At 71.3% G+C, this 26446-nt stretch carries 19 protein-coding genes and 1 pseudogene; 12 read left to right on the forward strand and 8 right to left on the reverse strand.

The window, feature by feature from the left end:
- Positions 1-36: 36 nt before the first annotated feature.
- Entirely contained in the window at positions 37-927 is an 891-nt protein-coding gene (locus tag ACIP89_RS25005; RefSeq protein ID WP_402116805.1) for an oxidoreductase, read from the forward strand.
- Between the two features lie 191 nt (positions 928-1118).
- Here the strand turns inward: ACIP89_RS25005 and ACIP89_RS25010 are convergent, their stop codons facing one another.
- Entirely contained in the window at positions 1119-1799 is a 681-nt protein-coding gene (locus ACIP89_RS25010; RefSeq protein WP_401926502.1) for an NADPH-dependent F420 reductase, read from the reverse strand.
- Between the two features lie 188 nt (positions 1800-1987).
- On the opposite strand from ACIP89_RS25010, the gene ACIP89_RS25015 reads away from it, so the two are divergent.
- The 3 genes from ACIP89_RS25015 (at position 1988) to ACIP89_RS25025 (ending at position 4072) form a co-directional block, all read left to right on the forward strand.
- Complete coding sequence (locus ACIP89_RS25015) at positions 1988-2539, forward strand: glycoside hydrolase family 25 protein (protein WP_390083159.1); 552 nt, start codon at positions 1988-1990, stop codon at positions 2537-2539.
- Positions 2540-2667: 128 nt separating this feature from the next.
- Complete coding sequence (adhP, locus tag ACIP89_RS25020; RefSeq protein WP_401924060.1) at positions 2668-3693, forward strand: alcohol dehydrogenase AdhP; 1026 nt, start codon at positions 2668-2670, stop codon at positions 3691-3693.
- Between the two features lie 109 nt (positions 3694-3802).
- Positions 3803-4072, forward strand: a complete 270-nt coding sequence (locus ACIP89_RS25025) for a hypothetical protein (RefSeq protein WP_024489358.1) — start codon at positions 3803-3805, stop codon at positions 4070-4072.
- Between the two features lie 30 nt (positions 4073-4102).
- Here the strand turns inward: ACIP89_RS25025 and ACIP89_RS25030 are convergent, their stop codons facing one another.
- On the reverse strand, positions 4103-4750 hold the full coding sequence (locus ACIP89_RS25030; protein ID WP_401924058.1) for an HD domain-containing protein: 648 nt from the start codon (positions 4748-4750) through the stop codon (positions 4103-4105).
- Between the two features lie 444 nt (positions 4751-5194).
- Here ACIP89_RS25030 and ACIP89_RS25035 point away from each other — a divergent pair, with 444 nt between their 5' ends.
- From ACIP89_RS25035 to ACIP89_RS25045, 3 genes are all read left to right on the forward strand, one after another.
- Positions 5195-6730 carry a carboxylesterase/lipase family protein gene (locus tag ACIP89_RS25035; RefSeq protein ID WP_402116807.1) on the forward strand — a complete coding sequence of 512 codons (1536 nt, stop codon included), beginning with the start codon at positions 5195-5197 and terminating at the stop codon, positions 6728-6730.
- 1153 nt (positions 6731-7883) lie between these two features.
- Entirely contained in the window at positions 7884-9032 is a 1149-nt protein-coding gene (locus ACIP89_RS25040) for a S1 family peptidase (protein WP_401925531.1), read from the forward strand.
- Between the two features lie 510 nt (positions 9033-9542).
- Positions 9543-11036, forward strand: coding sequence for a UDP-N-acetylmuramoyl-L-alanyl-D-glutamate--2,6-diaminopimelate ligase (locus tag ACIP89_RS25045; RefSeq protein ID WP_401924053.1), 1494 nt, complete (start codon positions 9543-9545; stop codon positions 11034-11036).
- Positions 11037-11068: 32 nt separating this feature from the next.
- Here ACIP89_RS25045 and ACIP89_RS25050 read toward each other — a convergent pair.
- Positions 11069-11444, reverse strand: a pseudogene (locus ACIP89_RS25050) (GNAT family N-acetyltransferase).
- A 269-nt stretch (positions 11445-11713) separates the two neighbouring features.
- On the opposite strand from ACIP89_RS25050, the gene ACIP89_RS25055 reads away from it, so the two are divergent.
- The 4 genes from ACIP89_RS25055 to ACIP89_RS25070 are packed head-to-tail and all read left to right on the forward strand — an operon-like array spanning position 11714 to position 15803.
- Positions 11714-12685 (forward strand): alpha/beta hydrolase, encoded by a 972-nt coding sequence (locus tag ACIP89_RS25055; RefSeq protein ID WP_402116809.1) that lies wholly within the window; start codon positions 11714-11716, stop codon positions 12683-12685.
- Complete coding sequence (locus tag ACIP89_RS25060) at positions 12678-13838, forward strand: acyltransferase (RefSeq protein WP_402116810.1); 1161 nt, start codon at positions 12678-12680, stop codon at positions 13836-13838. The genes ACIP89_RS25055 and ACIP89_RS25060 overlap by 8 nt, the downstream gene beginning before the upstream one ends.
- Positions 13839-13848: 10 nt before the next feature.
- Positions 13849-15138 (forward strand): sensor histidine kinase, encoded by a 1290-nt coding sequence (locus ACIP89_RS25065; RefSeq protein ID WP_402116812.1) that lies wholly within the window; start codon positions 13849-13851, stop codon positions 15136-15138.
- The gene (locus tag ACIP89_RS25070; protein ID WP_402116815.1) at positions 15135-15803 is read left to right on the forward strand and encodes a response regulator; all 669 of its coding nucleotides are present in this window, start codon (positions 15135-15137) and stop codon (positions 15801-15803) included. The genes ACIP89_RS25065 and ACIP89_RS25070 overlap by 4 nt, the downstream gene beginning before the upstream one ends.
- A gap of 40 nt (positions 15804-15843) precedes the next feature.
- Here ACIP89_RS25070 and ACIP89_RS25075 read toward each other — a convergent pair whose 3' ends face one another.
- The 5 genes from ACIP89_RS25075 to ACIP89_RS25095 form a co-directional block, all read right to left on the reverse strand.
- Positions 15844-16359 (reverse strand): DUF6630 family protein, encoded by a 516-nt coding sequence (locus ACIP89_RS25075; RefSeq protein WP_402116816.1) that lies wholly within the window; start codon positions 16357-16359, stop codon positions 15844-15846.
- Between the two features lie 175 nt (positions 16360-16534).
- The gene (locus ACIP89_RS25080; protein WP_401926083.1) at positions 16535-17464 is read right to left on the reverse strand and encodes an LLM class F420-dependent oxidoreductase; all 930 of its coding nucleotides are present in this window, start codon (positions 17462-17464) and stop codon (positions 16535-16537) included.
- A gap of 50 nt (positions 17465-17514) precedes the next feature.
- Complete coding sequence (locus tag ACIP89_RS25085) at positions 17515-20745, reverse strand: alpha-L-rhamnosidase (RefSeq protein WP_402116817.1); 3231 nt, start codon at positions 20743-20745, stop codon at positions 17515-17517.
- Positions 20746-20955: 210 nt separating this feature from the next.
- Complete coding sequence (locus tag ACIP89_RS25090; protein ID WP_402116819.1) at positions 20956-21591, reverse strand: DUF1707 domain-containing protein; 636 nt, start codon at positions 21589-21591, stop codon at positions 20956-20958.
- 224 nt (positions 21592-21815) lie between these two features.
- Positions 21816-23567: a ricin-type beta-trefoil lectin domain protein gene (locus ACIP89_RS25095; RefSeq protein WP_402116821.1), complete on the reverse strand. Its 1752-nt coding sequence runs from the start codon at positions 23565-23567 to the stop codon at positions 21816-21818.
- A 526-nt stretch (positions 23568-24093) separates the two neighbouring features.
- On the opposite strand from ACIP89_RS25095, the gene ACIP89_RS25100 reads away from it, so the two are divergent.
- A partial coding sequence (locus ACIP89_RS25100) for a CARDB domain-containing protein (RefSeq protein ID WP_402116822.1) occupies positions 24094-26446 on the forward strand: 2353 nt, incomplete at its 3' end.

Genomic DNA, 26446 nt, shown 5'->3' on the forward strand with positions numbered 1-26446 from the left:
TCACCGCAACCACCCCGAGAAAACATGGAGTTGGCTATGAACGCCGAACACCGCAGGAACACCGGGAACACCTCGGCCACCGGGGACGGGACACCGGGCCGGGTCTGGCTGATCACCGGCGCCTCCTCCGGATTCGGCCGTGCCATCGCCTCGGCCGCACTGGCCGCCGGGGACACCGTCGTCGCCACGGCCCGCAGGCCGGAGGTGCTCGACGACCTCGTCGCCGCGCACCCGGACCGCGCCGTCGCGGTCCAGCTGGACGTCACGGACACGGCGCGCGTCGCGGACGTCGTCGCGGACACCGTGCTCTGGTACGGACGGATAGACGTGGTGGTCAACAACGCGGGGATGGGAATGATCGGGGCCGTGGAGGAGACCGGCGACCGCGAGCTGCGTGATCTGATGGACCTGCACTTCTTCGGGCCGGCCGCGCTGGTGCGCGCCGTGCTGCCGCACATGCGCCGCAACGGCTCCGGCGCCGTGGTCCAGATGAGCAGCATGGGCGGCCGCTTCACCTTCCCCGGTGTCGGTGCCTATTCGGCCACGAAGTTCGCGCTGGAGGGGCTGTCCGAGGCGCTTGCCGCCGAAGTGGCCCCGCACGGGATCAAGGTGCTGATCGTCGAGCCCGGATCGTTCCGGACCGGGTTCGCCGGAAGCGGCGCCCTGCACCAGTCCGCGCCGCTGCCCGCGTACGAGGCGACCGTGGGCCCGGTCCGTTCCGATCTCCCCGGCTCGGACGGCAAGCAGGAGGGGGACCCGGCCAGGGCGGCGGCGGCGATCCTCACCGCCCTGGACGCACCGGACACCCCGCTCCGGCTGCCGCTCGGGAACGACGCCACCGACGCGGTCCTCGCCGCCCTCGACGCTTCCCGTGCCGAGGTCCTGACCTGGGAGAAGCTCAGCCGCAGCACCGCCTTCGCGGACTGAAGGACCGAGCCGCCGGGGCGGGCCCAGAACTCCGCCCAAGGCCCGGACCCCGTGTCCGGCATCAGACCGGGACCCTCGAACCCGGCGTCAGGCCCGGACCCGGGAACCCGGTGCCAGGTCCGGACCCCCGCGCCCGGCGTCAGGCACAGACCGCCGGGTCCGGCATCGGGCCCGGACCCTCGAACCAGGCGTCACGCCCGCCACTCGGCGGTGCGCTCGGGGGACGCCGCGGCCAGGGCCTTCTCGACGGCCGCCGCATCGCCCTGGCTGCCGTACACCGGGGTCCCCGGCTGCTGACGCCACGACGTGTCGAGCCCTCCGGCGTCCACGGTGTCGAAGCCCAGCTCGTCGATCAGCTCACGGACCACCGCCTTGGCGGCCGCGTCGTCACCGGCCACCGGCAGGGCCTGCCGGCCCGCGGTCCCGGCCGGCAGGCCCCGGGTGATGATGTCTTGCGCATAAGTACCGTTGAAGGCCTTGATGACGGGGTGACCGATCTGGGTCTCCGTCCAGCGGCTCTCCGGCAGGCCGTCCTCGATGGCGGCGATGCGGCCGTCGCGCTGGGGGTAGTAGTTGCCGGTGTCGATGACCGCGGCTCCCTCCGCGGCGGCGTCCAGGAATCCGGCGGGCAGCGCCGGAACGGCCTTGAGCGGAACGGTGACGACCACGACCTGGGCGTCCCGGGCGGCCTGCGCCGCGTCGACCGCGGTGGCGCCGGTCTCCTCGGCCAGCGCGGCGAGTGTCTCCGGACCGCGTGAGTTGGCGACGGACACCTCATGGCCCAGTGCCGTAAGGCGCCTGGTGAGATTACCGCCGATGTTCCCTGCGCCGATGATGCCGATCTTCATGGGTCCGACCTCCGATGGTGCCAGCGCCGCCCGAATTGATGCCCGCGCTGGGTGAAATGGCTCTCGCCGGTTCACCAACCCGGTCGGGCCCGGTGCTATTCCGGGTGATGGCGAAACGATTCCTCTACCCCACCGGCGGATGGGACGCGTAAGTCGCGGGCAGTTAACCGGTGAGAAAGCGGAATCACCCGGACCACTTGAAGGCGGTGCCCATGCTCCACGGTGTCGATGTCAGTTCGCATCAGTCGTCCATCGACACGGACGGTCTGGACTTTGTCTTCATCAAGGCCACCGAGGGACGCTCGTACGTCAATCCGCACCTGGCCGAGCAGACCAAGCGCGCACGGGACGCGGAATGCGTGGTCGGCTTCTACCACTTCCTGTGGCCCGGGAATATCGCGGCGCAGGCGGCGTACTTCCTGAGCAAGGCGCCGGAGAAGGCGGGGGAACTGCTGGCCGTCGACTGGGAGGAGAACGGTGAGGGCACCCGGGCCAGTAACGCCGAGAAGGACCAGTTCATCCGTGAGGTCAAACGGCTGCGGCCGCACCACCGGGTCCTGCTGTACTGCAATCGCTACTTCTGGCTGAACCACGACACCACGTCGTACGCCGGGGACGGTCTGTGGATCGCCGACTACGTCACCGCGGGAAAGCCCCGCATCAAGGCTTCCTGGCGCATCCACCAGTACACCGACCACCCCCTCGACAAAGATGTCGCCGACTTCTCCTCGCGGGCCGCGATGCGTACCTGGGCGAAGGGATAGCGGCCGGCCGATCCCGAAAAGGGGCGAGAACCGGCCATCCGAAATACTCTGTTCCGAGGCTTGTGTGCCTGCCCGGCGCGTCTCCGTGCGGCGGACCCGGCACACCGCACCGAAGCGGAGGAGTACGCATGAGGGCCGCCGTCGTCCGCAGCTTCACCGAACCCCTCGTCGTCGAGGACCGGCCGGTACCCACCCCGGCCGGGCACCAGGTCCTGGTCCGTATGGAGGCTTCCGGGCTCTGCCACACCGACATCCACGCGGCCCAGGGGGACTGGCCGGTCAGACCGAGCCCGCCCTTCGTCCCCGGCCATGAGGGGATCGGCATCGTCGAGGCGGCCGGCGAGCAGGTCACCCACCTCGCTGTGGGCGACCGGGTGGCCATCCCCTGGCTCGGCGAGGCGTGCGGGCACTGCGACCACTGCGTCTCCGGGTGGGAGACGCTCTGCCTGGCGCAGCAGAACAGCGGCTACTCGGTCGACGGCAGCCACGCCGAGTACGCCCTCGCCCACGGCGACTACGTCGTGCCCGTGCCCGACGGCATCGACCCGCTGGACGCGGCGCCCCTGACGTGCGCGGGCGTCACCACCTACAAGGCGGTGAAGCTCTCCGGCGCGCGCCCCGGCACCCGCGCCCTCGTCTCCGGCATCGGCGGCCTCGGACACCTCGCCCTGCAGTACGCGCGGATCTTCGGCGCCGAGACCATCGCCGTGGACGTCACCGACGAGAAGCTGGCCCTGGCCCGGGAGCTGGGCGCCGATCACGTCATCGACGCCCGCGTCCAGGACGTCGTGGAGGAGACCCGCCGGCTCGGTGGCGCCGACGCGGCGATCTCGCTCGCGGTGAGCAATGAGTCGTTCGGCGCGGCCTACGGTGCGCTGCGCCGGGGCGGCACCCTCGTCCTCGTGGCCCTTCCCGCGGAGGGCAAGCTCGAACTCCCGGTCTTCGACACGGTGCTGAACGGCACGAAGGTCGTCGGCTCGATCGTCGGAACCCGCCAGGACCTGGCCGAGGTCTTTCAGCTGCACCGGCTCGGCCGCACCCGCGTGGTCCGCGAGAGCCGGGATCTGGCGGACATCAACTCCGCGATCGGCGAGGTCCTCAAGGGCCGGGTGTCCGGACGCCTCGTCTTCGACCTCGGCGGCACGCCGGCCTGACCGGCGCGCATCCGCACCCGGTACCGTCCCGGCCGCGGCCGGGACGGTACCGGGTGCGGCGGCCAGGTCACTGCCCCATTCCGTCCGCCCGGTGCGGCAGACTTCTGCGGTGACCACTGCCGCGGCTCAGCCGCCTCGTGACCGTGCGCTCGGGCGCGGTATCTCCACCCTCATCCCGCAGGCCGCGACCGCGACCCCGGCCGAACAGGCCGCGGCGGTCCTGACGGCGATGCAGAGCGTTCCGGTGCGCGTCGGTGTGCTCCAGGCGGCGGTGGTGCTGCTGGAGGAGCGGGTCCGTGCGACGAACGACGACGCGGAACGCGCGGCGGCCGCGACGACCGTGGCGATGCTCCGTACGGCGATCAGCCAGGCCCGCTGATCCGGCGGCCCGGCATCGCGGGGTACCGGCTCATTCCGGCCAGGGCGAGTCGAGGATCGTACGGACGAAGTCGCCGCGCTCGAATCCCGGCACGTAGTGCTCCAGCACATCAGCCTTGACGTTGCCGAACGTCGTCTCCGGCTTCTGGCGGACACCGTCGGTGAACGCGCCGAGAATGCGCCGTTTGAAGTCCGGCCGAGGGTGCAGGGTGACGATCCGGGACCGGTCCTCCTCGGAGATGTCCTGGTAGCCGATGCCCAGTACGTCGTACTCGACCCCCGCGGTCACGAGCGCCACCTCGGGCTCCATGTGCTGCGGGATGCCCGGTGTGGTGTGCAGCGCGATGGCCGTCCAGACCCTGCGGACGCTGTCCTCCGGCACGTGGTGCCCCTGGAGGAATCGCCGGGCCTCGTCCGCGCTGTCCACCTCGAAGCGGCGCCCGCTCGTACGGAAGCGCTCGCCGAGCCCGAGGTCATGGAACATCGCGCCGATGTACAGGAGTTCGGGGTCGTATCCGAGATCGCGGTTGCGGCCCTGGAGCGCGCCGAACCAGTAGACGCGGCGCGAGTGATGGAAGACGAGCTCGCTCGTGGTGTCCCGGACCAGTTCTGTTGTCTCCCGTGCCAGCGCCGTATCGGGCACCCGTATGCCGTCGATGGAGGAGGGGTCGTTCGTCACCGCGATCACCTGCGCTTTCCGGGGTGTCGGTCGGGCGGACCGGTACGAAGGGCCGTGTCGCCTGGGGTACGGCGTGACGGACCGCCCGTACGTCCACCATCGGCGCCCGCCGCACGGGCCACAACCCGGCAGGGGATCCGGTGCCCGTCGGCACGGGCATACGTTTCAGCCGGGCGGGCGGAGGGCTTCGTGCTGCTGGCCGCCGTCGGCTTCGACGTCTACGGCAGGCGCAGGGCCGGCTCATGCCCGCGTCCGGACCGGCGCACGTGACCGCGGTGGCGACCACACTCGCCTCCGTCCCCGGCCGACGGCGCCCCGTCCTGCGGCCGCGTCGGCGTGCCCCCCCGGGCGCCGGTCAATTCGCTCGTGCCGCGACCGAGGCTCTGCCATCCTGATCCCCGTGCCCGGCGGGGGCGGGGAGTGAAGGACGGCTGAGCGGCGTTGATGAGTGTCTTCGAAACCACCTGCGGCCCGGTACGGGGAAGAGACCAGGATCGGGACGTCGTCGCCGTCCTCGGCCTTCCGTACGCCGAGCCGCCCTTCGGACCGGACCGGTTCCGGGCGCCCCGCCCCCGCAGTCCCTGGGCGGGCATCCGTGACTGCGTGGACTTCGGCCCCGTCGTGCCGCAGTCCGCGCGGCTGCCGGGCGCACCGGGCTGGTCGCCCGGCGAGGAGGACGTCCTCAGCCTCAACATCTGGACCCCGGTGGCGGGGAACGCGGTCGCCGGGGCCCGGCTGCCGGTGCTCGTCTGGATCCACGGGGGCGCCTACACCTTCGGCTCCGGTGCCCAGCCGGACTTCGACGGCGCCGCGCTCGCCCGTGCCGGCCTGGTCGTGGTGACACTCAACTACCGCCTCGGATTCGAGGGCTTCGGCCAGGTCCCGGCCGACGGCCCCAGCCCCTGCCCGCCCAATCGCGGGCTGCTCGACCAGATCGCCGCCCTGGCGTGGGTGCGCCGGGAGATCGCCGCCTTCGGCGGGGACCCGGACAACGTCACCGTGGCCGGGCAGTCCTCCGGAGCAACGTCGGTGGCCTGCCTGATGGCGATGGACGGCGCACCCGGGCTGTTCCGGCGCGCGATAGCGCACAGCGCGGTCGGCCCCTGCTACGCACCCGAGCTCGCCGGGCACCTCATGGAGAAGGTGGCCGCCGAGGCCGGGGTGCCCGCGACAGCCGCCGGGCTGACGGCCGCCTCGCCGCAGACGCTGGTCAAGGCGTCCGACGCCGTCATGGACGCATACCGGCAGGACCCGCACTCCGGACGGCACCACTGGGACCCGGTCATCTACGGCCCGGTCGCGGACGGGGTGCGGCTGCGCGGCGACCCGCTCGCCCTCCTGGCCGGCGGGGCGGCCCGCGACATCGACCTGCTCGTCTGCCACACCACCCAGGAGTACTGGCTGCTGGACGCCGTCGGCAGCAGCGCGAAGGTCACCACGGAGGAACAGCTGAACCGTTTCGCCGCGGACTTCGGACTCCCGGACCCGTTGACGCGCGGCTACCGAGCGCTCATGCCGGAAGCCCCCGTGGGAGACGTCCATCTCGCTCTGTACGGGGACCTGATGTTCGGCGAGTACAGCAGCCGGCTCGCCGACGCCCACGCACGGGCGGGAGGACGAACCTTCCTCTCACGTTTCGCGCGGCAGCGCGGCGGATCGCAGCCGGTGGCGTACGCCTGGCACTGCGCGGACGTCCCGTTCGCCTTCGGAAACCTCGAAGAGGAGAGCGTCCGGTTCCTGATCGGCGGCGCGCCGACGGCCGCCGACCATCACCTCTCGGACCGGATGGCCGCCGCCTGGGCCGGATTCGCCACCACCGGCGAACCGGGCTGGGAGCCGTTCGCCGCGCCGGTCGGCGGTCCGGCCCGGATCTGGGAGACAACGGATACCGGCAGGGCGCCGGCCCCCGGCCACTGGTCGGACAGCGGGACGGTCCGCGCGCTGTGGCGCAGCTTCGGCTACCGGCCCCTGCGCCCCTGACCCGACGCGAGGCGGCCCTGGCGCGACTCGACGCGTCTGGGCGTGGGCCGAGGATCCGCCGGTCGGGGAGCCGGGCGCCCCGCGCCTCCGGGGGACGCCAACCGCCCCTCGGGAGACCGGGCAGCCGCCCCGGGGACGGCCGCTTCCACAGGGGCGGGAGCCACAAAGGGCGGGAGCCGCAAAGGGCGGGAGCCGCAAAAGGCCCGGCCTCTCCCGCAGCCCGCCGGCCTCCCGTACCCGGCCGGCCGGCTCGTTCCGCACATCCGTCGTCACCACGACGGCCCGGTCACCCGGACACCGCTTCCCGCCGTCCGGCCGCTCGCAGCAGGGCACGTACCCGCTGAGCCGGTCGACCGTCCCCGGTTCCAGCCTCCACACCCCCTGGTACCCGCTGACCTGCACACCCGGGCGGGACGCGCGGAGCCGCTCCCGTACCGCCGCCTGGAGCGTCGCGGCGGACCGCTGCCGGATCTCGGAGGGCTGGACGTCCGGATGAGGATCCGCGGCCGGGCCGCTTCGGACCGTCCGCGCTCCGCCGTGTCATCGGGGACCGGCCGGCAGGGGTACGTGTTGCACGTTCCCGCTTCGGCGCCGACCCGGAGCCGGACGACGGCGTCGGGGTCACCGGCGACCGGCCACCGAGAAGGCAATCTCCGAACGGGGCGTCTTCGGGAACAGCTTGTGTACCTCGATCACTTCGAGCATCCCGGGTAGTGCCCGTCCGGCAGTGCCTCGGCGAACCGGCGGTCCTCCTTCGTGCTCAGCACCCCGCAGCCGCCGGGCACGAGCGCGACCGCGCACATCAGTGCACCGGTCGCCCCGGCCCCGCACCTCAAGTTCCCGGCGACCCGGTCACGCCCGTCTCCTCGCCCTGCCCCGACCTTCGCCGCCCGGCCTGCTCCGGCGCCGCCCGTCGTTCATCCGAGGTGGTTGCAGGGCGAGTTCGGGCGCGCGGGACGAGTACGCCTGCTCAACGGAAGGATCCGTCCAGCCGCTCATCCATTGGCATGGACCTGCAAACGACTCTGGGCTACAGTCCGGAACGGCACAATCTGAGAGCGCTCTCAGGCGAGACGCCTCCCGGACGCCTGCTGTTCCTCCCCCACTTCGCCGGAACAACAGAAGGGCCAATGCCTTGAGACGCATCACAGCTCTGCGAACCGCACTGTCCGCCGTGCTCCTCGTCGGAGCCTGGGCGGGCGCGGGCTTCCCCTCCGCCTCCGCCGCCGACACCCCCGCCACCGCTTCCCGCACCGGTTCCGACCCGCTTCCGGCGTCCGCCGGACTGCTGACCGCCATGCAGAAGGACTTCGGACTGACGGCAAGTCAGGCGAAGGCGAGGCTGTCCGCGGAGAAGACGGCGACCGCCATCCAGGGGAAGGCGAAGCGGGCCGCCGGAGACAGCTACGGGGGCTCCTGGTTCGATCCGTCGACGGGCGGCCTCACGGTGGCCGTCACCAGTGAGAAGCGGAAGGCGGCCGTGCGGGCGACCGGCGCCGGCGTCCGCCTGGTCACCCACACCGCGCGCCGGCTCGACGCCGTCAAGGCACGGATCGACAAGCTCGACGCGCCCGCCGGGGTCAGCAGCTGGCACGTCGACCCGAAGGCCAACAAGGTCGTCGTGAACGTCGTCGCCTCCGCGCAGGATGACAACGATGTCCGCGCGTTCGTCGAGCAGGCCCGCGAGGCCGGACCGGTCGTCGTCGAACAGACCGCCCGGGCGCCGCGGACCTTCGCCGCCGGGACCGTGGGCGGCGACCCGTACTACACGGGCAACGTGAGGTGCTCCATCGGCTTCTCCGTGATCGGCGGCTTCGTCACCGCCGGACACTGCGGACAGGCGGGGGCGGCCGTCAGCGGCTGGGACGGCTCCGCCATCGGCAACTTCCAGGGCTCGTCGTTCCCCGGCGACGACTACGCCTGGGTGAGCGTCGGCAACGGCTGGTGGACCGTCCCCGTCGTCATCGGCTGGGGCACCGTCTCGGACCAGCTCGTACGCGGCTCCGCCGCGGCCCCCGTCGGCGCCTCGATATGCCGATCCGGATCCACCTCGCACTGGCACTGCGGCAATGTACTGGCCACCAACGAGACGGTGAACTACAGCCAGGGCGCGGTCTACCAGATGACCAAGACCAGCGTGTGCGCGGAGCCGGGCGACTCGGGCGGCTCCTTCATCAGCGGCGACCAGGCACAGGGCGTCACCTCGGGCGGTTGGGGCAACTGCAGCTCGGGTGGCGAGACCTGGCACCAGCCGATCAACGAGATCCTGAACCGGTACGGGCTGACCCTCCACACAGCCTGATGTCCAGCGCGACCTGACGTTCCACCCGGCCCGCGTCACACCGGGTCCCCGGGCCTGCCGCACGGAGCACACCGCTCCGTGCGACAGGCCCTTCGCGTACGGAGACCGGCCGGCGCCCCACTCGCGCCCCCACCGGGGCGCCCTCTGCTCCCGGCCGTGACGAAGAGGTGGATCCGGCGCCGCCCACGGGACGTACACTCCACTCATGGGTCACATGGATGCGGTGGGGGAGTGCCTGCGACAGGCACCTCACCTGCTGTGCCCCGCCGCCACCCAGGCGCGCTGCCGCGCCCTGCACGGCCACGGCTGACCAGGACCCACCACCGGCGACCGCGCCGCGCCGTCATTCCGCTTCCGGCCGCGCTCGCCCACTCCGCCCACGGAGTTCTTCCACCGCATTCGCTGCGCACGGAGCAGCACCCCACACCATGCGCAGCTCCCGAGACGTTCCGCCGGCACCCCTCCGGCGGCGCCCGACGGGGCCCAGCCGCATCTTCGAGAGGACCCCGCATGAATCTGAGGGAGTTGCTGGCCGGGCACGATCACGAGGTACTCCTCGGTGATCCGGAGACCCCGATCACCGCCGGAGCCTGCTTCGACGCCCACCGCGTGACACCGGGTTCGCTCTACATCGCCGTTCCCGGACACCGCGAGGGCGGTCCGGAGGCCGTCGGCCCGGCACTCGCGCGGGGTGCCGTGGCCGTGCTGGTGGGCGCCGAGGGGCCGGACATCCTGGCGGCGGTGCGGGCATCGCCTGGCGGCGCCTGCGTGGTGCGGGTGGCGGACACGCGCACGGCGGCCGCGGTGGTCACCTCCCGCTACTACGGAGAGCCCGGCAGGAGCATGGACATGGTGGCCGTCACCGGCACCAACGGGAAGACCTCCGTCTCGTACATGGTCGAGTCCGTGCTCAGGATCGCCGAGGGCGCACGGGTCGGGGTGATCGGCACCGGGGGCAGCAGGATCGGTGACGAGCTCATCCCGATGCCGCGCTCCGTCCTCACCACACCGGAGTCACCGGACTTCCAGTACCTCCTGGGGCACATGCGCGACCACGAGGTCGGCACGGTCGTGCTGGAGGCAACCTCGATGGGCCTCCTGCACCACCGGGTGGACCGTGCCTTCCTCGACGTGGGCATCTTCACCAACCTCACGCAGGACCACCTGGACGACCACGGCACGATGGAGAACTACCGAGACGCCAAACTCCGCCTCTTCCAGGGGCTGTGCAGGAGCGCCGTGGTCAACGTGGACGACCCGGTGGGCGCCGCCATCGCCCCGACGATGCCGGGCAGGGTCACCACCTACGGCATCGACGGCGAGGCCGACTACCGGGCCACGGACCTGAGCATGAACGCCTTCGGCACCCGCTTCACCCTCCACCACCAGGGCGGCAAGTACCCCGCCGCCATTCCCGTCCCCGGACGGTTCTCCGTGTCCAACGCGCTGGCCTCCGTGGCCGCCTGCCACCTCCTGGGCCACGACCTCGCCGGACTGGTGGCCGCACTCGACCGGATGCCTCCCGTCCCGGGCCGGCTGGAGCGCTTCGAGACGCCGCGCGGCACCGCGGTGATCGTGGACTACGCCCACTCGCCGGACTCCCTGGACAAGGTCCTCGGCGCGGTCCGGGACTTCTCGCGGGGCGGCCGGGTCATCACGGTCTTCGGCTGCGGCGGAGACCGGGACGTCACCAAGCGGGCCCGGATGGGCGAGATCGCCGGAACCCGCTCCGACCTGTGCGTCCTGACGTCGGACAACCCCAGGAACGAGGACCCCGAAGCGATCATGGACCAGATCGTCCCGGGTCTGGAAGCCACCGGAACCAGGTTCGAACGCCGCGCGGACCGGCGCTCCGCGATCGCCTTCGCCCTGGAGAGCGCCGGCCCCGACGACATCGTCCTGGTGGCGGGCAAGGGCAGCGAGCCGTACCAGATCGTCGGCGAACAGCTCATCCCGTTCAGCGACATGGCGACGGTCCGCGAACTCGCCGTCCTCCAGGGCTGACAGCGGGCGCGCCGGGGCGGCCCCGAGGGCCGTCAGGCCAGCCTGAGACCGATGAACGGCACGCTGTCGCCCGGGAGTACGTACCTCGTGGTCTCGACGCATCCGAGGCGCACAGCGAACCGCGGCACCTCGGGGTCGGACTCCAGCAGCTCTCGATGACACGGGCGCCGAGCCGTCGTGCTTCGGCCAGCCCGTGCGCGTACAGCTGCCCGCCGCGCCCCTGGCCGCGGTGGGCGGGCAGCACCCGCGCGATCACGGTGGCGGCCGCGCTGTGGAGCAGCCCGCCACGACATCGCCCAGCAGCGCGAGGGCCAGCCGGTTGCGGCGGGACCGCTCCTCGACCTCCACGAGCGACAGGGCAGCCGTGCGAACGAAGGCGTTGTGGACGTGCTGCCACGCCAGGAGCATGGCCTCGCCGGCGACCCAGTCGCCATGCAAGCCGGCCGGCGCGTCCGTTCTGGTCGTCGCGTTCATCACCGCGGTCAAGCGGCCGGACGGAGACAGGTCAACCCGGCCCCGCCGAAGGCCCCTTGAGCGCCGGCCCCCTCCCGGATACCCGTAGTACTCAAGAGCTACGCGGCAGGTGCGCTCCGGGGAGGGACGCCGACTACAGGGCGCGGTTCATAACTTCGTACCGGATGCAACTCACGCATCCGGTACGGAAGGACCCCAGCCTCATGCCCGTCCGCCTCCGCAACAGCCGGCTGCGCCGCACCCTGCTGGCCGCGCTCATCGCCGCCTCGGTCGCCGCGCCCGTCTCCGGAGCCTCCAGCCCCGCGGCGGTCCCGGCGCCCGTCCCGGCCCCGCTCGCCCCGCTGCGGGACACCGCTCAGGGCACCCTCGACGCACGGTACGCCGCCACCCGCGAAGGCATCCTGGCCGCCGGGCGCATGGCCGCGCGGCACGGTGACCGCAAGCGGGCCGCGGCGCTGCGGGCGATGGCGGGCCCCCGTCGTCACTTCCTCCTCTTCGACGGCCGCGACGGGGGCCGCACGGCCGAGGTCTTCGGAGATCTGACGCGGGCCGAACGGATCGCCGTACTGGTGCCCGGCGCCGATACCAACCTCGACCGGTACTGGCGCCTGAGGAACGACTCCGCCGCCCTGGAGAGGGAGCTGGGGCCGAAGTCCGCCGTCGTCGCGTGGCTCGGCTACGAGACGCCGGCCACGGTGAGCCCCGCTGCGCTCACCACCGGCCGGGCCGACACGGCGGCACCCGCACTGGCGCGGTTCACGGAGGAGCTGCACACCGCCGGCCCGGCCGCCAGGATCTCCCTGCTCTGCCACTCCTACGGCTCGGTCGTATGCGCCCGAGCCGCGCCCGGCCTGCGGGGAGTGGCCGCCCTCGTCCTGTACGCCAGCCCCGGCACCGGTGCCCGCGACGTCAGCGCCCTGCACACCCGTGCCACCGTCTGGGCCGGCCGGGGAACGGCGGACTGGGTGGCGGATGTTCCGCACACCCGGCTCCGCCTCCCCTTCGTCTCGATCGGTTTCGGACCGGACCCCGTGTCAGCGGGGTTCGGCGCCCGCACCTTCGACGCGGGGACCGGCGGGCACAGCGACTATCTCAAGCCCGGCTCCCGGTCCCTCAAGAACATCGCCCGCATCGTCTCGGGCACCGCACCCTCCGGGAGGAGCCGGCATGCGTGAGCTCATCGAGCGGATCGAAGCCGCGACCCCGCACCACCGCGACCGGGCCGTCGACGCGCTGCGTGCCCTCGCCATTCTCGGAGTCGTGCTCGGCCACTGGCTGGTGACCGCCATGGTCGTCGACAGCGGCAGCGTCCACGCCGCCAGCCCGCTCCAGCACACACCCGAACTCGCCCCGGTCTCCTGGGTGTTCCAGACCCTCGCGGTGTTCTTCCTGGTGGGCGGAGAGGTGGCGGCCAAGAGCTTTGAGTCGTCCCGCGCCCGGGGCGTCACCTACGGTCGCTGGCTCGGCGCCAGGACCGCCCGCCTGTTCCGGCCGGTCGCGGCGCTGCTGGTGGTCTGGACCGTGACGGCGGGCACGATGTTCGTCTCCGGAGTCGGCTACGACAATCTGCACGCACTGCTCAAACTCGTGCTCTCACCCCTCTGGTTCCTGCTGGTCTTCGCCGGGCTCACCGCGCTGACCCCGCTCGTCGCCCGCCTCCACCCGCTGTGGCCCCTCGTCGTGGTGATCCACGTCGACATCATCAGGCTCGGACTCGACGGCCCCGCCCGGCTCGGCTGGATCAACGTGGCCGCGGGCTGGCTGGTGCCGTACTGCCTCGGAGCCGCCTGGGCCCGCGGGGAGCTGCGGTCGCGTCCGACCGGCTGGACCCTGCTCGTCGGCGGCGCGACCGCCACGGCGCTGCTGGTCCTCCTCGCCGGATACCCCGCGTCGATGGTCGGGGTCCCCGGCGCCGGCATCTCCAATCTCGACCCGCCCACCCTGGCCGCGGTCACCTTCGGACTCGCCCAGTGCGGGGCCGCGCTGCTCCTGTCGGGGCCGCTGCGGCGGATACTCGTGCGGCCTGCCGCCTGGGCGGCGGTGGCTCTGGTCAACCTCAGCGCCATGACCGTCTTCCTCTGGCACCAGACGGCGATGCTCGCGGTCACCGCGACCGGGCTTCTCACCGGCCGCACCCTGCCCGGACTGCACACCCGCCCGGACGGGACGCAGTGGATCATCGCCCGGCTCCTCTGGCTGCCGGTCTTCGCCGTCGCCCTGACGGCGTGCTGGGCGGCGTTCAGAACGTACGAACAGCGTCGGCAAGGACGCACCACGGTGGTCCGTGAAGGACGACCCAGTACCGATTGCGAGAGCCGCCATGCCTAAAGTGACAGCCATGCACAGGCTATGGGCGGGAGCCGGGGCGCAACTGACGGAGCGTCTGAGGGATCTCCCGCGCAGCCTCGTCCACGACCTGTGGACCACTGCCGTCGATCCTCCGCCCCGCCCGGACCGGCCAACACTGCGCGAATGGCTTCCGGCCGTCCTGATGCTGCTCGTGATGGGTGCGGTGCCGCTCGCGATCTTCAGCGTCAACACGCTCGTGGCGCAGTACGGACTGGACACCCGCAGCTCCGTGCTCCTCGGCGTGCTGCAGTCCGTGGCACTCATCGCCGCCCTGTACCGGCCGGTGCCGGCCTGGTGGGCGGTGACCACGGTCATGATCCTGGTCGCGCTGACCGCGCGGCCCGAGGCCGGCGACGGCTCACTTCCCTGGACCGTGTCCGGAGTCGTCGTACAGGCGGGGGTGCTGCTGATGACGGCACTTCGACTGCGTCCCCGGGTCGCTGTCGAGGCACTCGTCCTCTCCGTGCTGGCGGGACTGGCCTGCACCCCCGACGACTTCGCGCATCCGACCACCGACACACGGTTCGCCGTGGCGGTGCTCGTCGTGGCCGTCGTGGTCGGTGTGGCGCTGCGCGGCCGTCAGGTCGCCCGCACCGAACTCGTGGTGCAGGAGGAACGCACCGCGCGGGAGCGCAGTCGCCGCACCCTCCTGGAGGAGCGCAACCGCATCGCCCGCGAACTCCACGACGTGGTCGCCCACCACATGTCGGTGATCTCCATCCAGGCGCAGGTCGCCCCGCACCTCGTGGAGCACCCCTCCGACGAGCTCAAGGAGAACCTCGCGGGTATCCGCGAGAACGCGGTGGACGCACTCACCGAACTGCGACGGGTCCTCGGCGTGCTCCGCTCGGAGGACGCGCTGTCCGCCGAGGCGCGACACAGCCCCCAGCCCACCCTCGGCCGCCTGTCGGAGCTGCTCGACAACGTGCGAGGGGCAGGCCTCAGGGTCACCGAAGAGCTCACGGGCACACCGCGGCCCATCCCGCCCGGCGTCGATCTCTCCGCGTTCCGCATCGTGCAGGAATCCCTCAGCAACGCCATGCGGCACGCGCCCGGAACGGCGGTGCGCGTCGGAATCGCCTACCGGCCCGGCTGCCTCGCCGTCCGGATCACCAACACGGCACCGGCCGACCCGGCCCCGCCCCCGCGCGATATCGGCCACGGCCTGCTCGGCATGCGGGAACGCACCGCCATGCTGGGCGGCGACTTCACCAACGGTGCGACTCCCGACGGCGGTTACGAGGTAATGGCGATACTTCCCCTGGAGGAACCCGTATGAGCATCCGTGTTGTCATCGCCGACGACCAGATGATGGTCCGCCAGGGGTTCACGGTCCTGCTCGGCGCCGAGCCGGGCATCGAGGTCGTCGGCCAGGCGATCGACGGCCTGGACGCCGTGGCCAAGGTCGCCGAACTGACCCCGGACGTCGTGCTGATGGACATCCGCATGCCCGGGGTCGGCGGCATCGAGGCCACGCGCCGCATCACCGAGCCGGCCGGGTCCACCGTCAAGGTCCTCGTCCTGACCACCTTCGACCTCGACGAGTACGTGTACGAGGCCCTGCGCGCGGGTGCGTCCGGATTCCTGCTCAAGGACGCCTCGGCGGCCGAACTCGCCGAGGCCGTCCGGGTGGTGGCCGCCGGTGATGCTCTCCTCGCCCCGAGCGTCACCAAGCGGGTGATCGCCGAGTTCTCCCGCGTCACCCGGACACTCCGCATCCCGGAACGGGGCCGGGCGGGCGACCTGACGGAACGTGAGACCGAGGTCCTGGCGCTCATCGCCCAGGGACTGTCCAACGCCGAGATAGCCGTGAATCTGGTGGTCGCGGAACAGACGGTCAAGACCCACGTCGGCCGGATCCTGGTCAAGCTGGGACTCCGGGACAGGACCCAGGCCGCGGTGTTCGCCTATGAGACCGGCCTCGTACGCCCGTCCGGCCAGTGACGGGCCACGAGGGTTCCGGCCAGCCGTCGCTGGGCGGACATCAGCCACCGAAGCCCTGTGCCGTGAAGCCGGCGCGGGCCGCCAGCGCGGTCAGCTCCTCCACCCGCGCGGCCCGCAGGCATACCACCGGATAGCAGTCGGACTCGATGTCGAGGACGGCGAGCGCCGCGCCGACGTCGCGGAAACACCGGCCGCATGCCTCCAGGAACTCATGGGTGGGCAGACGCATGTCGTCCGCCTCGACCAGTACCCAGGGGTCCACCGAGGGCCGGGACGCGAGTCCGCGCAGCTGGGACCGGATCTCCTGCGAGTCCTCCTTCCAGTCCAGCTCCGCCAGCAGCCGGTGCCCGGCCAGCGCGTCGACGAGCGCTATCCATGCGAGGCCGGGCACGGGCCCCTCGATACCCCGGTCGGCCAACTCGTCCGCGTGCCCGCGTACGTAGCCCGCGGGGTCGTCGTGGGCGTGCAGTACCCGCGCGGCGACAGCCTCATGGGCCGGAGCGAGCAAGGCCGCTACGGCGGCCAGGGAGGTACGGGCTTCGTCGGCACCGGACATGGTGTGCGCTCCTTCGGCGGCCGTCCGGCCGCGTCCGGCCGGGTGAATCCGGCTGCGTGATCCCAGCGGCGGGATTCGGGCAGCCGGATTCCGGCAGTGTGATGAGGACGCATGGTCCGGCGCCCCGCAAAGACCCTGCCACAGGGGTACGACAACGAGCCCCGGACGGAACGGCTCAGACCCCCGCCGCCCGCGCGGCCTCGTACACCTCGGTCGCCACGTCGATGAGTTCCGCGGCGTCACGCGTGGTGCCCTGGAGGTCCAGCATGATCTCCGTGACGCCGGTGGTGGCGTGTGCCACCAGGTCCTCGACGATCTGCGCCACACTTCCGTGGAACGGCTGCCGGTCGTCGCCCTCCACCGGCTTGGCGCTGTACCGCGCGTTGGCACGGGCGCAGACGGCGAGCGGCCGCTCACGCCCTCGCTCGGCGGCGACGTCCCGCACCCGCTGCCACTGCTCGGCCAGGGCCGACGCACCCATGGCCACGGGCATCCAGCCGTCTGCCCGGTCGACCAGCCGGCGAACGGCCCGGGGGCCGCTCGCCGCGAGGAGAACCGGGATGGGGCGAGCGGGCTTGGGCCCCACGACGGACGGGGCGATCGTGGTCAAGGTCCCCTCGTACGAGACCGGATCGGGACCCCAGACGGCCGCGCACACGTCGAGCAGCTCGTCCAGGACCGCGCCGCGCCGCTCGAAGGGGGCGACGGACGCGGCGGCGTACTCGTCCAGGGACCAGCCCGTCCCCAGCCCCGCGACCACCCGGCCACCGCTGGCGGCGTCCAGCGAGGCGAGCGAGCGGGCCAGCTGGAAGGGGATGTGGAGCGGCGCGACGAGAACGCTGGTGCCGAGCCGGGCGCGGTCGGTGGCCGCGGCCGCCAGCGTCAGGGTGATCAACGGGTCAGCGACGCCGCGGTAGTGCTCGGGCCAGGCCAGGCCCGGGATTCCGTACAGCCCTTGGGTGGCCGGTTCGGGGAACAGAACCCGCTCGAACACCCACAGGCTCTCGTACCCGGCCGCTTCCGCGGCCCGTGCCACCTCGGGCACGTCGCGGCCGATGTCGTACTGCTTCATCTGCGGAAGGCCAAGACCGAGCGGGATCGGCATACGAGTGTCTCCCTCTATGAGATGTATGGGACAACTACCTTACGGCGGAGTCACGCTGACGGGGCGTCCTGGCTGACAAAATGATGGCTCCCGGAGCCGGCCCGGTACACCGCGCAGCCCTCCTCCTCGCGCAGGAACGTCGCGCGGGTGTGGGTGACCGAGCCCGGGGTGTCCGAGGGCACCCACACAACGGCGGTCGTGTTGGGGGGCACGGTGCAGCGCAGATCGATGCCGCCCGAACGGAGTTTCCACTGGGTGGAGACGGGGCCGTAGACCGAGGCGAACGTGGCGCGGGCCGAGGTGACGCCGCCGCCGGGCCGAGGGCGGATGACGATCTCGCGGAAGCCGGGCCGGCCTGCCGCGATGCCCGCGATGTTCGTGTACATCCACTCTCCGACCGAACCGTAGGCGTAGTGGTTGAAGGAGTTCATGTCCGGGGTCTGGAAGCCGCCGTCGGGCTGGATGGAGTCCCATCGCTCCCACATGGTGGTGGAGCCCTTGTCGATCTGGTAGCCCCAGCTGGGGAACGAGCGCTGCTGGAGCAGGCGGTAGGCGACATCGGTGTGCCCGGTGTCGGTGAGGACGGGCAGCAGCCTGGGCGTACCGAGGAAGCCCGTCGACAGGTGCCAGTCCTTGGCCTCGATGAGCGCCACGAGCCGGTCCGCTGCCGCCGTGCGCAGGGTGTCCGGCAGCAGGTCCATCGACAGGGACAGGACGTACGCCGTCTGGGTGTCGCCCTTCACCCGCCCCTCCGCGGTGACGTACGCGGCCCGGAACGCCGTGCGTATCCGGGTGAAGAGGTCGCGGAACGGCGCCGGGTCCTCGCCCAGCTCCGTGGCCGTCCGGGCCGCGAGGTCGGCACTGTGCGCGAAGTACGCGGTGGCGATGACGTCCTTCGGTGTCTCGTCGGAGACGTTCAGCCAGTCGCCGTAGCCACCGGCCGGCCGCAGCAGGCCGTCGCTGTTCTTCTCCAGGTACGTCAGCCAGGCCCGGATGGACGGCCAGGCGTCCTTGAGGACCTGCCGGTCCCCGTACGCCTGGTACAGCGACCAGGGGACCGTGACTCCCGCGTCACCCCAGCCGGCCGCGCCATTGCCGACGTTGCCGACGAGGGGTGCCACGTCCGTGAAGGCGCCCTCGGCGGTCTGGGCGTCGCGCAGGTCCACGAGCCACTTGGTGAGGAAGCGGGCCGACTCCATCGTGTACGAGGCCGTCGGCGCGAAGACGTTGATGTCGCCCGTCCACCCCAGGCGCTCGTCGCGTGCGGGCGTGTCCGTGGGGACGGAGAGGAAGTTGCCGCGCTGGCCCCAGGTGATGTTGCTGTGCAGCTTGTTGAGCATGGGGACGTCGGTCTCGAACTCGAAGGTGAACGGGGCGGACGTGTGCATGACGCGGCCGGTCAGCGCACTGGCCGGGGGAGCGCTCGGCAGACCGGTCACCTCGACGTAGCGGAACCCGTGGAAGGTGAAGCGCGGTTCGTACGTCTCGGAGCCGCCGCCCTTGAGGATGTAGGTGTCGGTCGCCGCGGCGCTGCGCAGATTCGCGGTGTAGACGGTGCCGTCCGGATTGAGGACCTCGGCATGCCGCAGACGCACCGCCGTGCCCGCGTCGCCCGAAAGGCGCAGCCGCACCGAGCCGACCATGTTCTGGCCCAGGTCGAAGACGAAGACGCCCGGAGACGGCTCGGTCACCTTCCTGGCGGGGAGCTCCTTCGCCACCCGTACCGGGCCGTCCACCTGCGCGACGATCAGGCGCGGTGCCTTCTCGTCCGCACCGCTGACCTCGGACCAGGTGCGGTCGTCGAAGCCGGGCGAGGTCCAGCCGGCCGTCTCCTTGCGCGCGTCGTACGTCTCTCCGGCGAGGAGGTCGGCGGAGAGGATCGGCCCGGCGGCGGCCCGCCAGTCCGTGCCGGACGTGATCCGGCGGCTCGTGCCGTCCGTGAACTTGATCTCCAACTGCGCCAGCAGAGAGGGGTGTTCGCCGTACTGATGGGGCCCGAACATGCCGACGCTTCCCGCGTACCACCCCGGCGCCAGATACGCGCCGATGGCGTTGGCGCCGGGCCGCAGCAGCGCGGTGACGTCGTAGGTCTGGTACTGGACGCGCTCGCGGTAGTCCGTCCAGCCGGGAGCGAGCTGATCGCGGCCCACCCGGCGGCCGTTGAGATGGGCCTCGTACAGACCGAGAGCCGTCGCGTACAGGCGCGCCCGTGCGACCTTCTTGCTGCGCGGCAGCTCGAACCCGTGCCGCAGCTGGTTGGCCGGGAACAGGGCCGGAACGACCCTGCCCCAGGGGCCGGCTCCCCACGCGGCGGCCTCCTTCGCCGCCGGCCAGCCGCTGTCGTCGAAGCCGGGCCCGCGCCAGCCGTCCGCGGGCTCCTGGTCCGTCGATTTCCAGGAGGCGTCGGTGACGACGCTCTGTTCGCCGGACGCCGTGCGCAGGGCGAGCGTGGCGATCAGCCCCGCGGCCCCTTCGCTCGCGTTGGCCGCCGCGACCGCGAGGACGTTCGTTCCGGTACGCAGCTGCGCGAGGACGTCGATCACCGCGGGCCGGCGCCAGCCGTCGTGGTCGGTCGCCAGGTCCGTACGCGCCACTTCGGTGCCGTTCACGGAGACCGCGTACACGTTGTCCGCGCTGATGGCGAGGGTCGCCGCGGTGATCCCGTCCGCGAGATCGACGGCGTGACGGAACCAACGGGTGCCTTCCGGAACGCTGTTGGCCGGGTCCCCCTCGGGGAACCAGATCCAGAAGCTGTTCTCCAGCGAGGGCGCGTCGGTGAGGGCCGGGGGAGCGGATACCCATGCGGCGGACCACTCGGCGGGGTTCATGAGTCCGGTCTCCCACCAGGAAGGCGCGCTCCAGCGGGACTCGCCCCCGGCCGTGTCCCACACCCGCACGGACCAGAAGTAGCGGGTCCGCGGCTTGAGCCCGGGCCCCGCGTAGGGGACGAGGACGGACTCGCCGGACATCACCTTTCCGCTGTCCCAGATGTCCGGGTCCGACAGGCCGGAGGCGCTGGAGGCGACCCGGACCTGATAGGCGCTCTGCTGGACGTCCGGCTTGTCCGAGGCGACCGGCCAGCTGAGCCGCGGGTGCCGCGCGTCGAGGCCCAGGGGGTGCGACACGTACTCGACGGTCGGCGCGGTGACGCGTGGCGCACCGCGCCGCACCGGTGCCGGGGCGGGCACCGGTGCCGGTGCTGCCCCGGCCGGCGCTATTCCGGCTGCTACGGCGCCCACCGTGGCGGCGGCGCTCGTCAGGATGTTCCGCCTGCTGATCAATGCGGCCCCTCACAGAGAAGTGATGAATCGATTCACAGTCTGGACGTAGCCGAACGTAGGGGCGCGCAAGGTGGGGGTCAATGAGCGTGCGGGGAGTTTCTTGGCGGTGCCTTGATCGGGCGCGCGTCATTCATGTGCGCTTCCGCTACAGATGAGTGCGCCGATTGAACGGTTTCAATCGATCGGCGCCCGAGCAGTCGGGGCCGTGGCTCAGCGGCCGAGCTGACCGGGTGTACGGCGCAGCCGCTCAGAGAGCTTCCGTCGCGGGGGCCGGGCGGTGAAGTCGCCGCCGCGGGACTGTCCGGCCACGAGCACGCGCAGGGCGGTGGGGACGTCGGCCTCCGGCGCCGGGCGGATCTTGATGTCGCCGCTGCTGCGCTCCAGGCCGTCGGCGTCGACCACGATTCCGGGCCTGGTCACCAGGATCAGGTTCCCCCCGATCCGCAGGTCGACATCGATGTGAAGGGTGCTGTGGGTGATCAGCGCGTCGGTGAAGTCGAGCTTCGCGTCGCAGAACATCAGGCGGATCTCCATGCGGCGGGGAACCAGCCAGCGTCCGGTGCGTGAGACATCACCGAACCGCTGGTCGATCCTGACCAGATCCTTGGCCTGCGGGGGCATTCCTTCCGAGGGCAGGTCGGCGGTCAGCCGGGCCAGTTCGCCGGCGGTGCGGGCGGACAGCGCCGCGTCCAGGCGCTCGTCCAGCTCGGCGGGGGTGAGCCGGCCGTCGCCCGCCGCCACCTGGAGGATCTCAACGACCTGGTCCCGGTCCCGGTCCGATGCCCGCATGTCGGGCTTCGCGCTGGATCCGGAAGAGTCGCCGATCGGCCTGAGTTCACCCGTCATACCGGCATTCTGGTGCACCGCCCGGAGCGCCGCAACGACGACGATCACGCTGCTCCCAGCTGCCAGCTGCCAGCTGCCAGCTGCCAGGTCCCAGGTCCCAGGTCCCAGGTCCCAAGTCCCAAGTCCCAGGTCCCAGGGGGAGAGCCGCCGCCCGCCGGATCCGGCGGGCGGCGGGTGACCGCGGCCGTCGGTCCGGGCGGGCACGTCTGGATCAGGACGCCTCGCTATCCGGGGAGGGCCCAGACCTGGTTCTGCTGGTTGGGGCGGGAGTTGGCGCAGGTGTCGACGATCAGGGGATCGCCGTCGGTGGTCCGTGAGGCGTAGGCGTCGAGGCAGCGTCCGGGCGCTCCGGTGTTCTCCAGGTAGCCGTTGCGCTTGTACGTCCACTTCTGGGTGGCGCTCCCGTCGCAGGGGCTGAGCACGGCCCAGTAGCCGGTGTACGTGCTGTCGCTCCGGTGCTCCGCGTCGAGGCAGCTGCCCAGGGTGCGGACGGTGCCGTCGCCCGGCAGGGTCCAGCGCTGGTTGGCGCCGGCGTTGCAGCTGTACAGGACGACCGGGTTGCCCGCCGCCGTACCCGCGCCGCTGTCGTCGACGCACTTCCCGCCGATACCGGTGATCTGGCCGGTCGGCTGCTGGCCGGTGCAGCCCGCGCCGGGCGTCACGCGGAAGATGGCCGTGCCGTGCGGGGGCACGGTGGCGCCGATGGCCGACGTGGTCGAAGTGGCCCCGGTCCAGAGGTCCTTGACCGAGGCGGAGCAGCCGTCGCCGCCCAGGAAGCCGATATCGGCCGGTGTCGTGCTCGCCCGCACGGCCGTGGAGCCGCGGTTCAGGAGGGACACGGCGCGGTCACCGTTGGCCAGCGGCCGGGCCAGCACGTCGACGGTGCCGTCGCGGGAGACGATGCCGGCCTGTCGCCCGAGGGGGTCCTGGTCGATGGCGATGATGTCCGTGTTGCCCACCGTGGCGAGGGATTCGGGGCTGAGCGAGGTGACGTCCGCGCTGAGGATCAGCGGCGAGGCCATCATCGACCAGAGAGCGAACTGGGACCTGGACTCCTCGTCGGTGAGTGACTCACCCGGGATGAGGAAATCGGGGTCGTTCCAGCTGCCGGGCGCGGCATAGCGCGAGAGCGGTGAGTTGTAGGCGTACTGCGCCATGACTCCGGCACCGTTGGTGTCCTTGTCCCAGGCGGAGCCGCCCATGTTGTGCATCTTGACGTCGTAGCCCCCGCGCCAGAGCTGCCCGCTCTTCGAGGCCCCGTCGATCACGTCGTACCAGTCGGACAGATCGGACGCGCCGATGTAGAAGTACGCGGGGGACGACTCGGAGAACACCATGTCGCGCCCCGGGGCGTTGGCCTTCATCGCGGCGGCGAAGTCGTCGTACGCCGCGATGTATCCGGTGGCGCTGCTCGCTGCGGACGGCATGTTGCAGCCGTCGAGCTTGATGAAGTCGACACCCCAGGAGGCGAAGAGGTCCGCGTCCTGCTGGAAGTGGCCCCAGCTGCCCGGGAAACCGCCGCAGGTCGTCGTGCCGATGTCGCCGTAGATGCCGAACTTGAGGCCCATCGCGTGCAGTTGCGTACCGAGGGACGCCATACCGCCCGGGAACTTGCTCGTATCGGCGACGAGACCGCCGTCGGCGTCACGCGTCATGGTGCTCCAGCAGTCGTCGACGGTGACGGTGTCGTAGCCCTTCGCGGCGAGGCCGGTGTCCACGAGTGCCTGGGCCTGATCGAGAATCAGCCGGCGGCTCGGCCCCTGGTCTCCGCTGTTGGGCACGTTGGTTCCGCAGCCGTAGCGCGCCCAGTTGTTGAACCCCATGGGGGGTGTGAGGGCGAGGGCGGTTCCGTTCGGGCTGGTTGCCGTAGGGGAGGCCTCGGCTGTCGGTGCGGTCACGGTGCCCGCCAGGGCGACGGTGGCGGCTACGGCGGTCAGGATCGTCTTCCACGCGTGGCGCCGTTGGGTTCTCTTCATGATGGCGTCGGCACTCCTGCCACTCGGCTTGAGCATGACAAAGGTAGGAGCTGTTAGTGCAGTGCATGAATCGAGGTGCGTCAAGAGATGCTCGAAATTGCGATGAGTCGATCAAATGCGATCACTCATCGTGTGATCCCTCCCGATACCGGGGTGCCGTGCGCGGATTCATCGCACTGAGATCCGATGTATGGATTCACCGGCAGGCCGACGACAGGCGGCACCGGGCGCCTCCGGTGACGAGTGCCGATGCGAGAACCGTTGACAAAAGTGTGACCTGCTAGAAACCTGTCACCTCAGCGCCGCAAAAAGTTGACCAGATCACTCAAAATACTAGGCAATGAGCGTGAGTTTTCCGGCAGGTGGCTCGCTCTCCCTTCTGCCGGCGTACCTGATCGTCCCTCCATCGGTGCACCGGCAGCCCCCACCCGGCCCTGGCCGACCGCATGACGCACTGCGCGCCGTGCGGCCGGTGACGCGTCGTCGTGCCCTCCCGGTCCCGCAGCCCCACGGAACAGAGGACAGCATGAGATGGAAGCAGTTCAGATGGCGGTTCCTCATCGGCGCGGTGACAGCCGCACTGATGACGGTCGGGATCCTGCCGGTCACGGCCTCGGCGGCCGCCCCCGCTCCCGACCTCGCCCTCGGTAAGCAGGCGACAGCCAGTGCTTCGAGCGGTGCCTACTCGGCGTCGAACGTCACCGACGGCAGCCAGCAGACGTACTGGGAGAGCCCGGGTACGTTCCCGCAGTGGGTGCGGATCGACCTCGGGGCCCGGTTCGACGTCGACCAGGTGGTGCTGAAGCTGCCGAACACCTGGGAGGCGCGCACCCAGACGCTCGCCGTCCAGGGCAGCGGCGACGGCAGCAGCTTCAGCACGCTGTCGGCGTCTGCCGCGAGGGTGTTCAGCCCTTCGGCGGGAAACACCGTCACCATCGGCCTCACCGCGAAGCAGACCCGCTACATCCGGGTGCAGGTGACGGCCAACACCGGCTGGAACGCCGCACAGCTCTCCCAGGTGGAGGTCTACGGAGCGAGCGGGGGTGACGACCCCGGGCCACCGGCCACCGTCGGTTCCAACCTGGCGCTGAACAAGCCGATCGAGGCCTCCTCCGCCACGCAGAACTTCGTGGCGGCCAACGCCAATGACGACAAGACCGGCACGTACTGGGAGTCGAACGGCTATCCCGCGACGCTCACGGTGAAGCTCGGCGCGGACGCCGACCTCGAAGCGGTCGTCGTCAAGCTCTCGCCGGACCAGGCCTGGGCGGCGCGCACCCAGGGTCTCCAGGTCCTCGGCCGCTCCCAGTCCGCCACCGGCTTCACCTCGCTGAAGGACCGGGCCGACTACGCGTTCAGTCCCACCGGCAACGAGAACACGGTGACGATCCCGGTGACCGGCCGGTACGCGGACGTCCAGCTCAAGTTCTTCTCCAACACCGGCGCTCCCGGGGCCCAGGTCGCCGAGATCCAGGTCGTCGGCACCGCCGCGCCCAACCCGGACCTGACCGTCTCCGAACTGAAGTGGTCGCCTGCCTCGCCCTCCGAGGCCGACGTCGTCACCGTGACCGCCACCGTACGCAACACGGGTACGGCGCCGGCCGCCGCGACGACGGTCGATGTCAGCCTGGAAGGGGTGGTGGCCGGCAGCGCACGGGTGAGCGCCCTCGCCGCCGGCGCGTCGGACACCGTGTCCGTCGATGTCGGCAAGCGGCCGATGGGCACGTACAGCGTCTCGGCCGTGGTCGACCCGACCGACACGGTCATCGAGCAGGACGACACCAACAACAGCCGTACCGCCGCGTCGAAGCTCGTGGTCTCGCAGAGCCCCGGCCCCGACCTGGAGGTCGTCGGCATCAACTCCAGCCCGACGAATCCCGCCGTGGGCTCCGCCGTCACCTTCACCGTGTCCGTACACAACCGCGGGACCACCGCGGTGAGCACGCCGACGGTCACCCGTCTTCTCGTCGAGAGCACCACACTGAACGGCACGACCGGCGCGATCCCGGCCGGATCCACGGTCACCGTGCCGATCAGCGGGAGCTGGACCGCGAAGAGCGGTGGTGCGAACCTGACGGCGACCGCGGACGCGACCGGCACGGTCGCCGAGACGAACGAGAACAACAACGTCTTCTCCCGCGCCATCGTCGTCGGCCGAGGGGCCGCGGTTCCGTACACCGAGTACGAGGCGGAGAAGGGCGACTACCGGGGCACGCTGCTGACCTCTGACAAGAAGCGCACCTTCGGCCACACCAACTTCGCCACCGAGTCCTCCGGCCGTCAGTCGGTGCGGCTCGACACCACCGGGGAGTACGTCGAGGTCACCTCGACCGTTCCGTCCAACTCGATCGTGGTCCGCAACTCCATCCCCGACGCCGCGGGCGGCGGTGGGACGGAGGCCACGATCAGCCTCTACGTCAACGGCACCTTCGCCCGCAAGCTGACCCTCTCCTCCAAGCACAGCTGGCTCTACGGCGACACGGACAGCCCCGAGGGCCTGACCAACCGGCCGGGCGGTGACGCGCGGCGGCTGTTCGACGAGTCCAACGCACTGCTGGGCCAGAGCTACCCCGCCGGTACGAAGTTCCGGCTCCAGCGCGACGCCGGCGACTCGGCGTCCTTCTACATCATCGACCTCGTCGACCTGGAGCAGGTGGCACCGGCGATCGCACAGCCGGCCGGATGCACCTCGATCACCGCCTACGGAGCCGTCCCGAACGACGGAATCGACGACACGGACGCCATCCAGCGGGCCGTGACGGCGAACCAGAACGGTGCCATCGGCTGCGTGTGGATTCCGCCGGGGCAGTGGCGGCAGGAGCAGAAGATCCTCACCGACGACCCGCTGAACCGGGGCCAGTACAACCAGGTGGGCATCA

The organism is Streptomyces sp. NPDC088730, assembly GCF_044751215.1.
Lineage (GTDB): Bacteria > Actinomycetota > Actinomycetes > Streptomycetales > Streptomycetaceae > Streptomyces.

Coding starts and splice junctions, on each gene's coding strand:
- ACIP89_RS25005 (WP_402116805.1), top strand. CDS start 37: ATGAACGCCGAACACCGCAGGAACACCGGGAACACCTCGGCCACCGGG.
- ACIP89_RS25015 (WP_390083159.1), top strand. CDS start 1,988: ATGCTCCACGGTGTCGATGTCAGTTCGCATCAGTCGTCCATCGACACG.
- adhP (WP_401924060.1), top strand. CDS start 2,668: ATGAGGGCCGCCGTCGTCCGCAGCTTCACCGAACCCCTCGTCGTCGAG.
- ACIP89_RS25035 (WP_402116807.1), top strand. CDS start 5,195: ATGAGTGTCTTCGAAACCACCTGCGGCCCGGTACGGGGAAGAGACCAG.
- ACIP89_RS25045 (WP_401924053.1), top strand. CDS start 9,543: ATGAATCTGAGGGAGTTGCTGGCCGGGCACGATCACGAGGTACTCCTC.
- ACIP89_RS25055 (WP_402116809.1), top strand. CDS start 11,714: ATGCCCGTCCGCCTCCGCAACAGCCGGCTGCGCCGCACCCTGCTGGCC.
- ACIP89_RS25060 (WP_402116810.1), top strand. CDS start 12,678: ATGCGTGAGCTCATCGAGCGGATCGAAGCCGCGACCCCGCACCACCGC.
- ACIP89_RS25065 (WP_402116812.1), top strand. CDS start 13,849: ATGCACAGGCTATGGGCGGGAGCCGGGGCGCAACTGACGGAGCGTCTG.
- ACIP89_RS25070 (WP_402116815.1), top strand. CDS start 15,135: ATGAGCATCCGTGTTGTCATCGCCGACGACCAGATGATGGTCCGCCAG.
- ACIP89_RS25075 (WP_402116816.1), bottom strand. CDS start 16,359: ATGTCCGGTGCCGACGAAGCCCGTACCTCCCTGGCCGCCGTAGCGGCC.
- ACIP89_RS25080 (WP_401926083.1), bottom strand. CDS start 17,464: ATGCCGATCCCGCTCGGTCTTGGCCTTCCGCAGATGAAGCAGTACGAC.
- ACIP89_RS25090 (WP_402116819.1), bottom strand. CDS start 21,591: ATGACGGGTGAACTCAGGCCGATCGGCGACTCTTCCGGATCCAGCGCG.
- ACIP89_RS25095 (WP_402116821.1), bottom strand. CDS start 23,567: ATGAAGAGAACCCAACGGCGCCACGCGTGGAAGACGATCCTGACCGCC.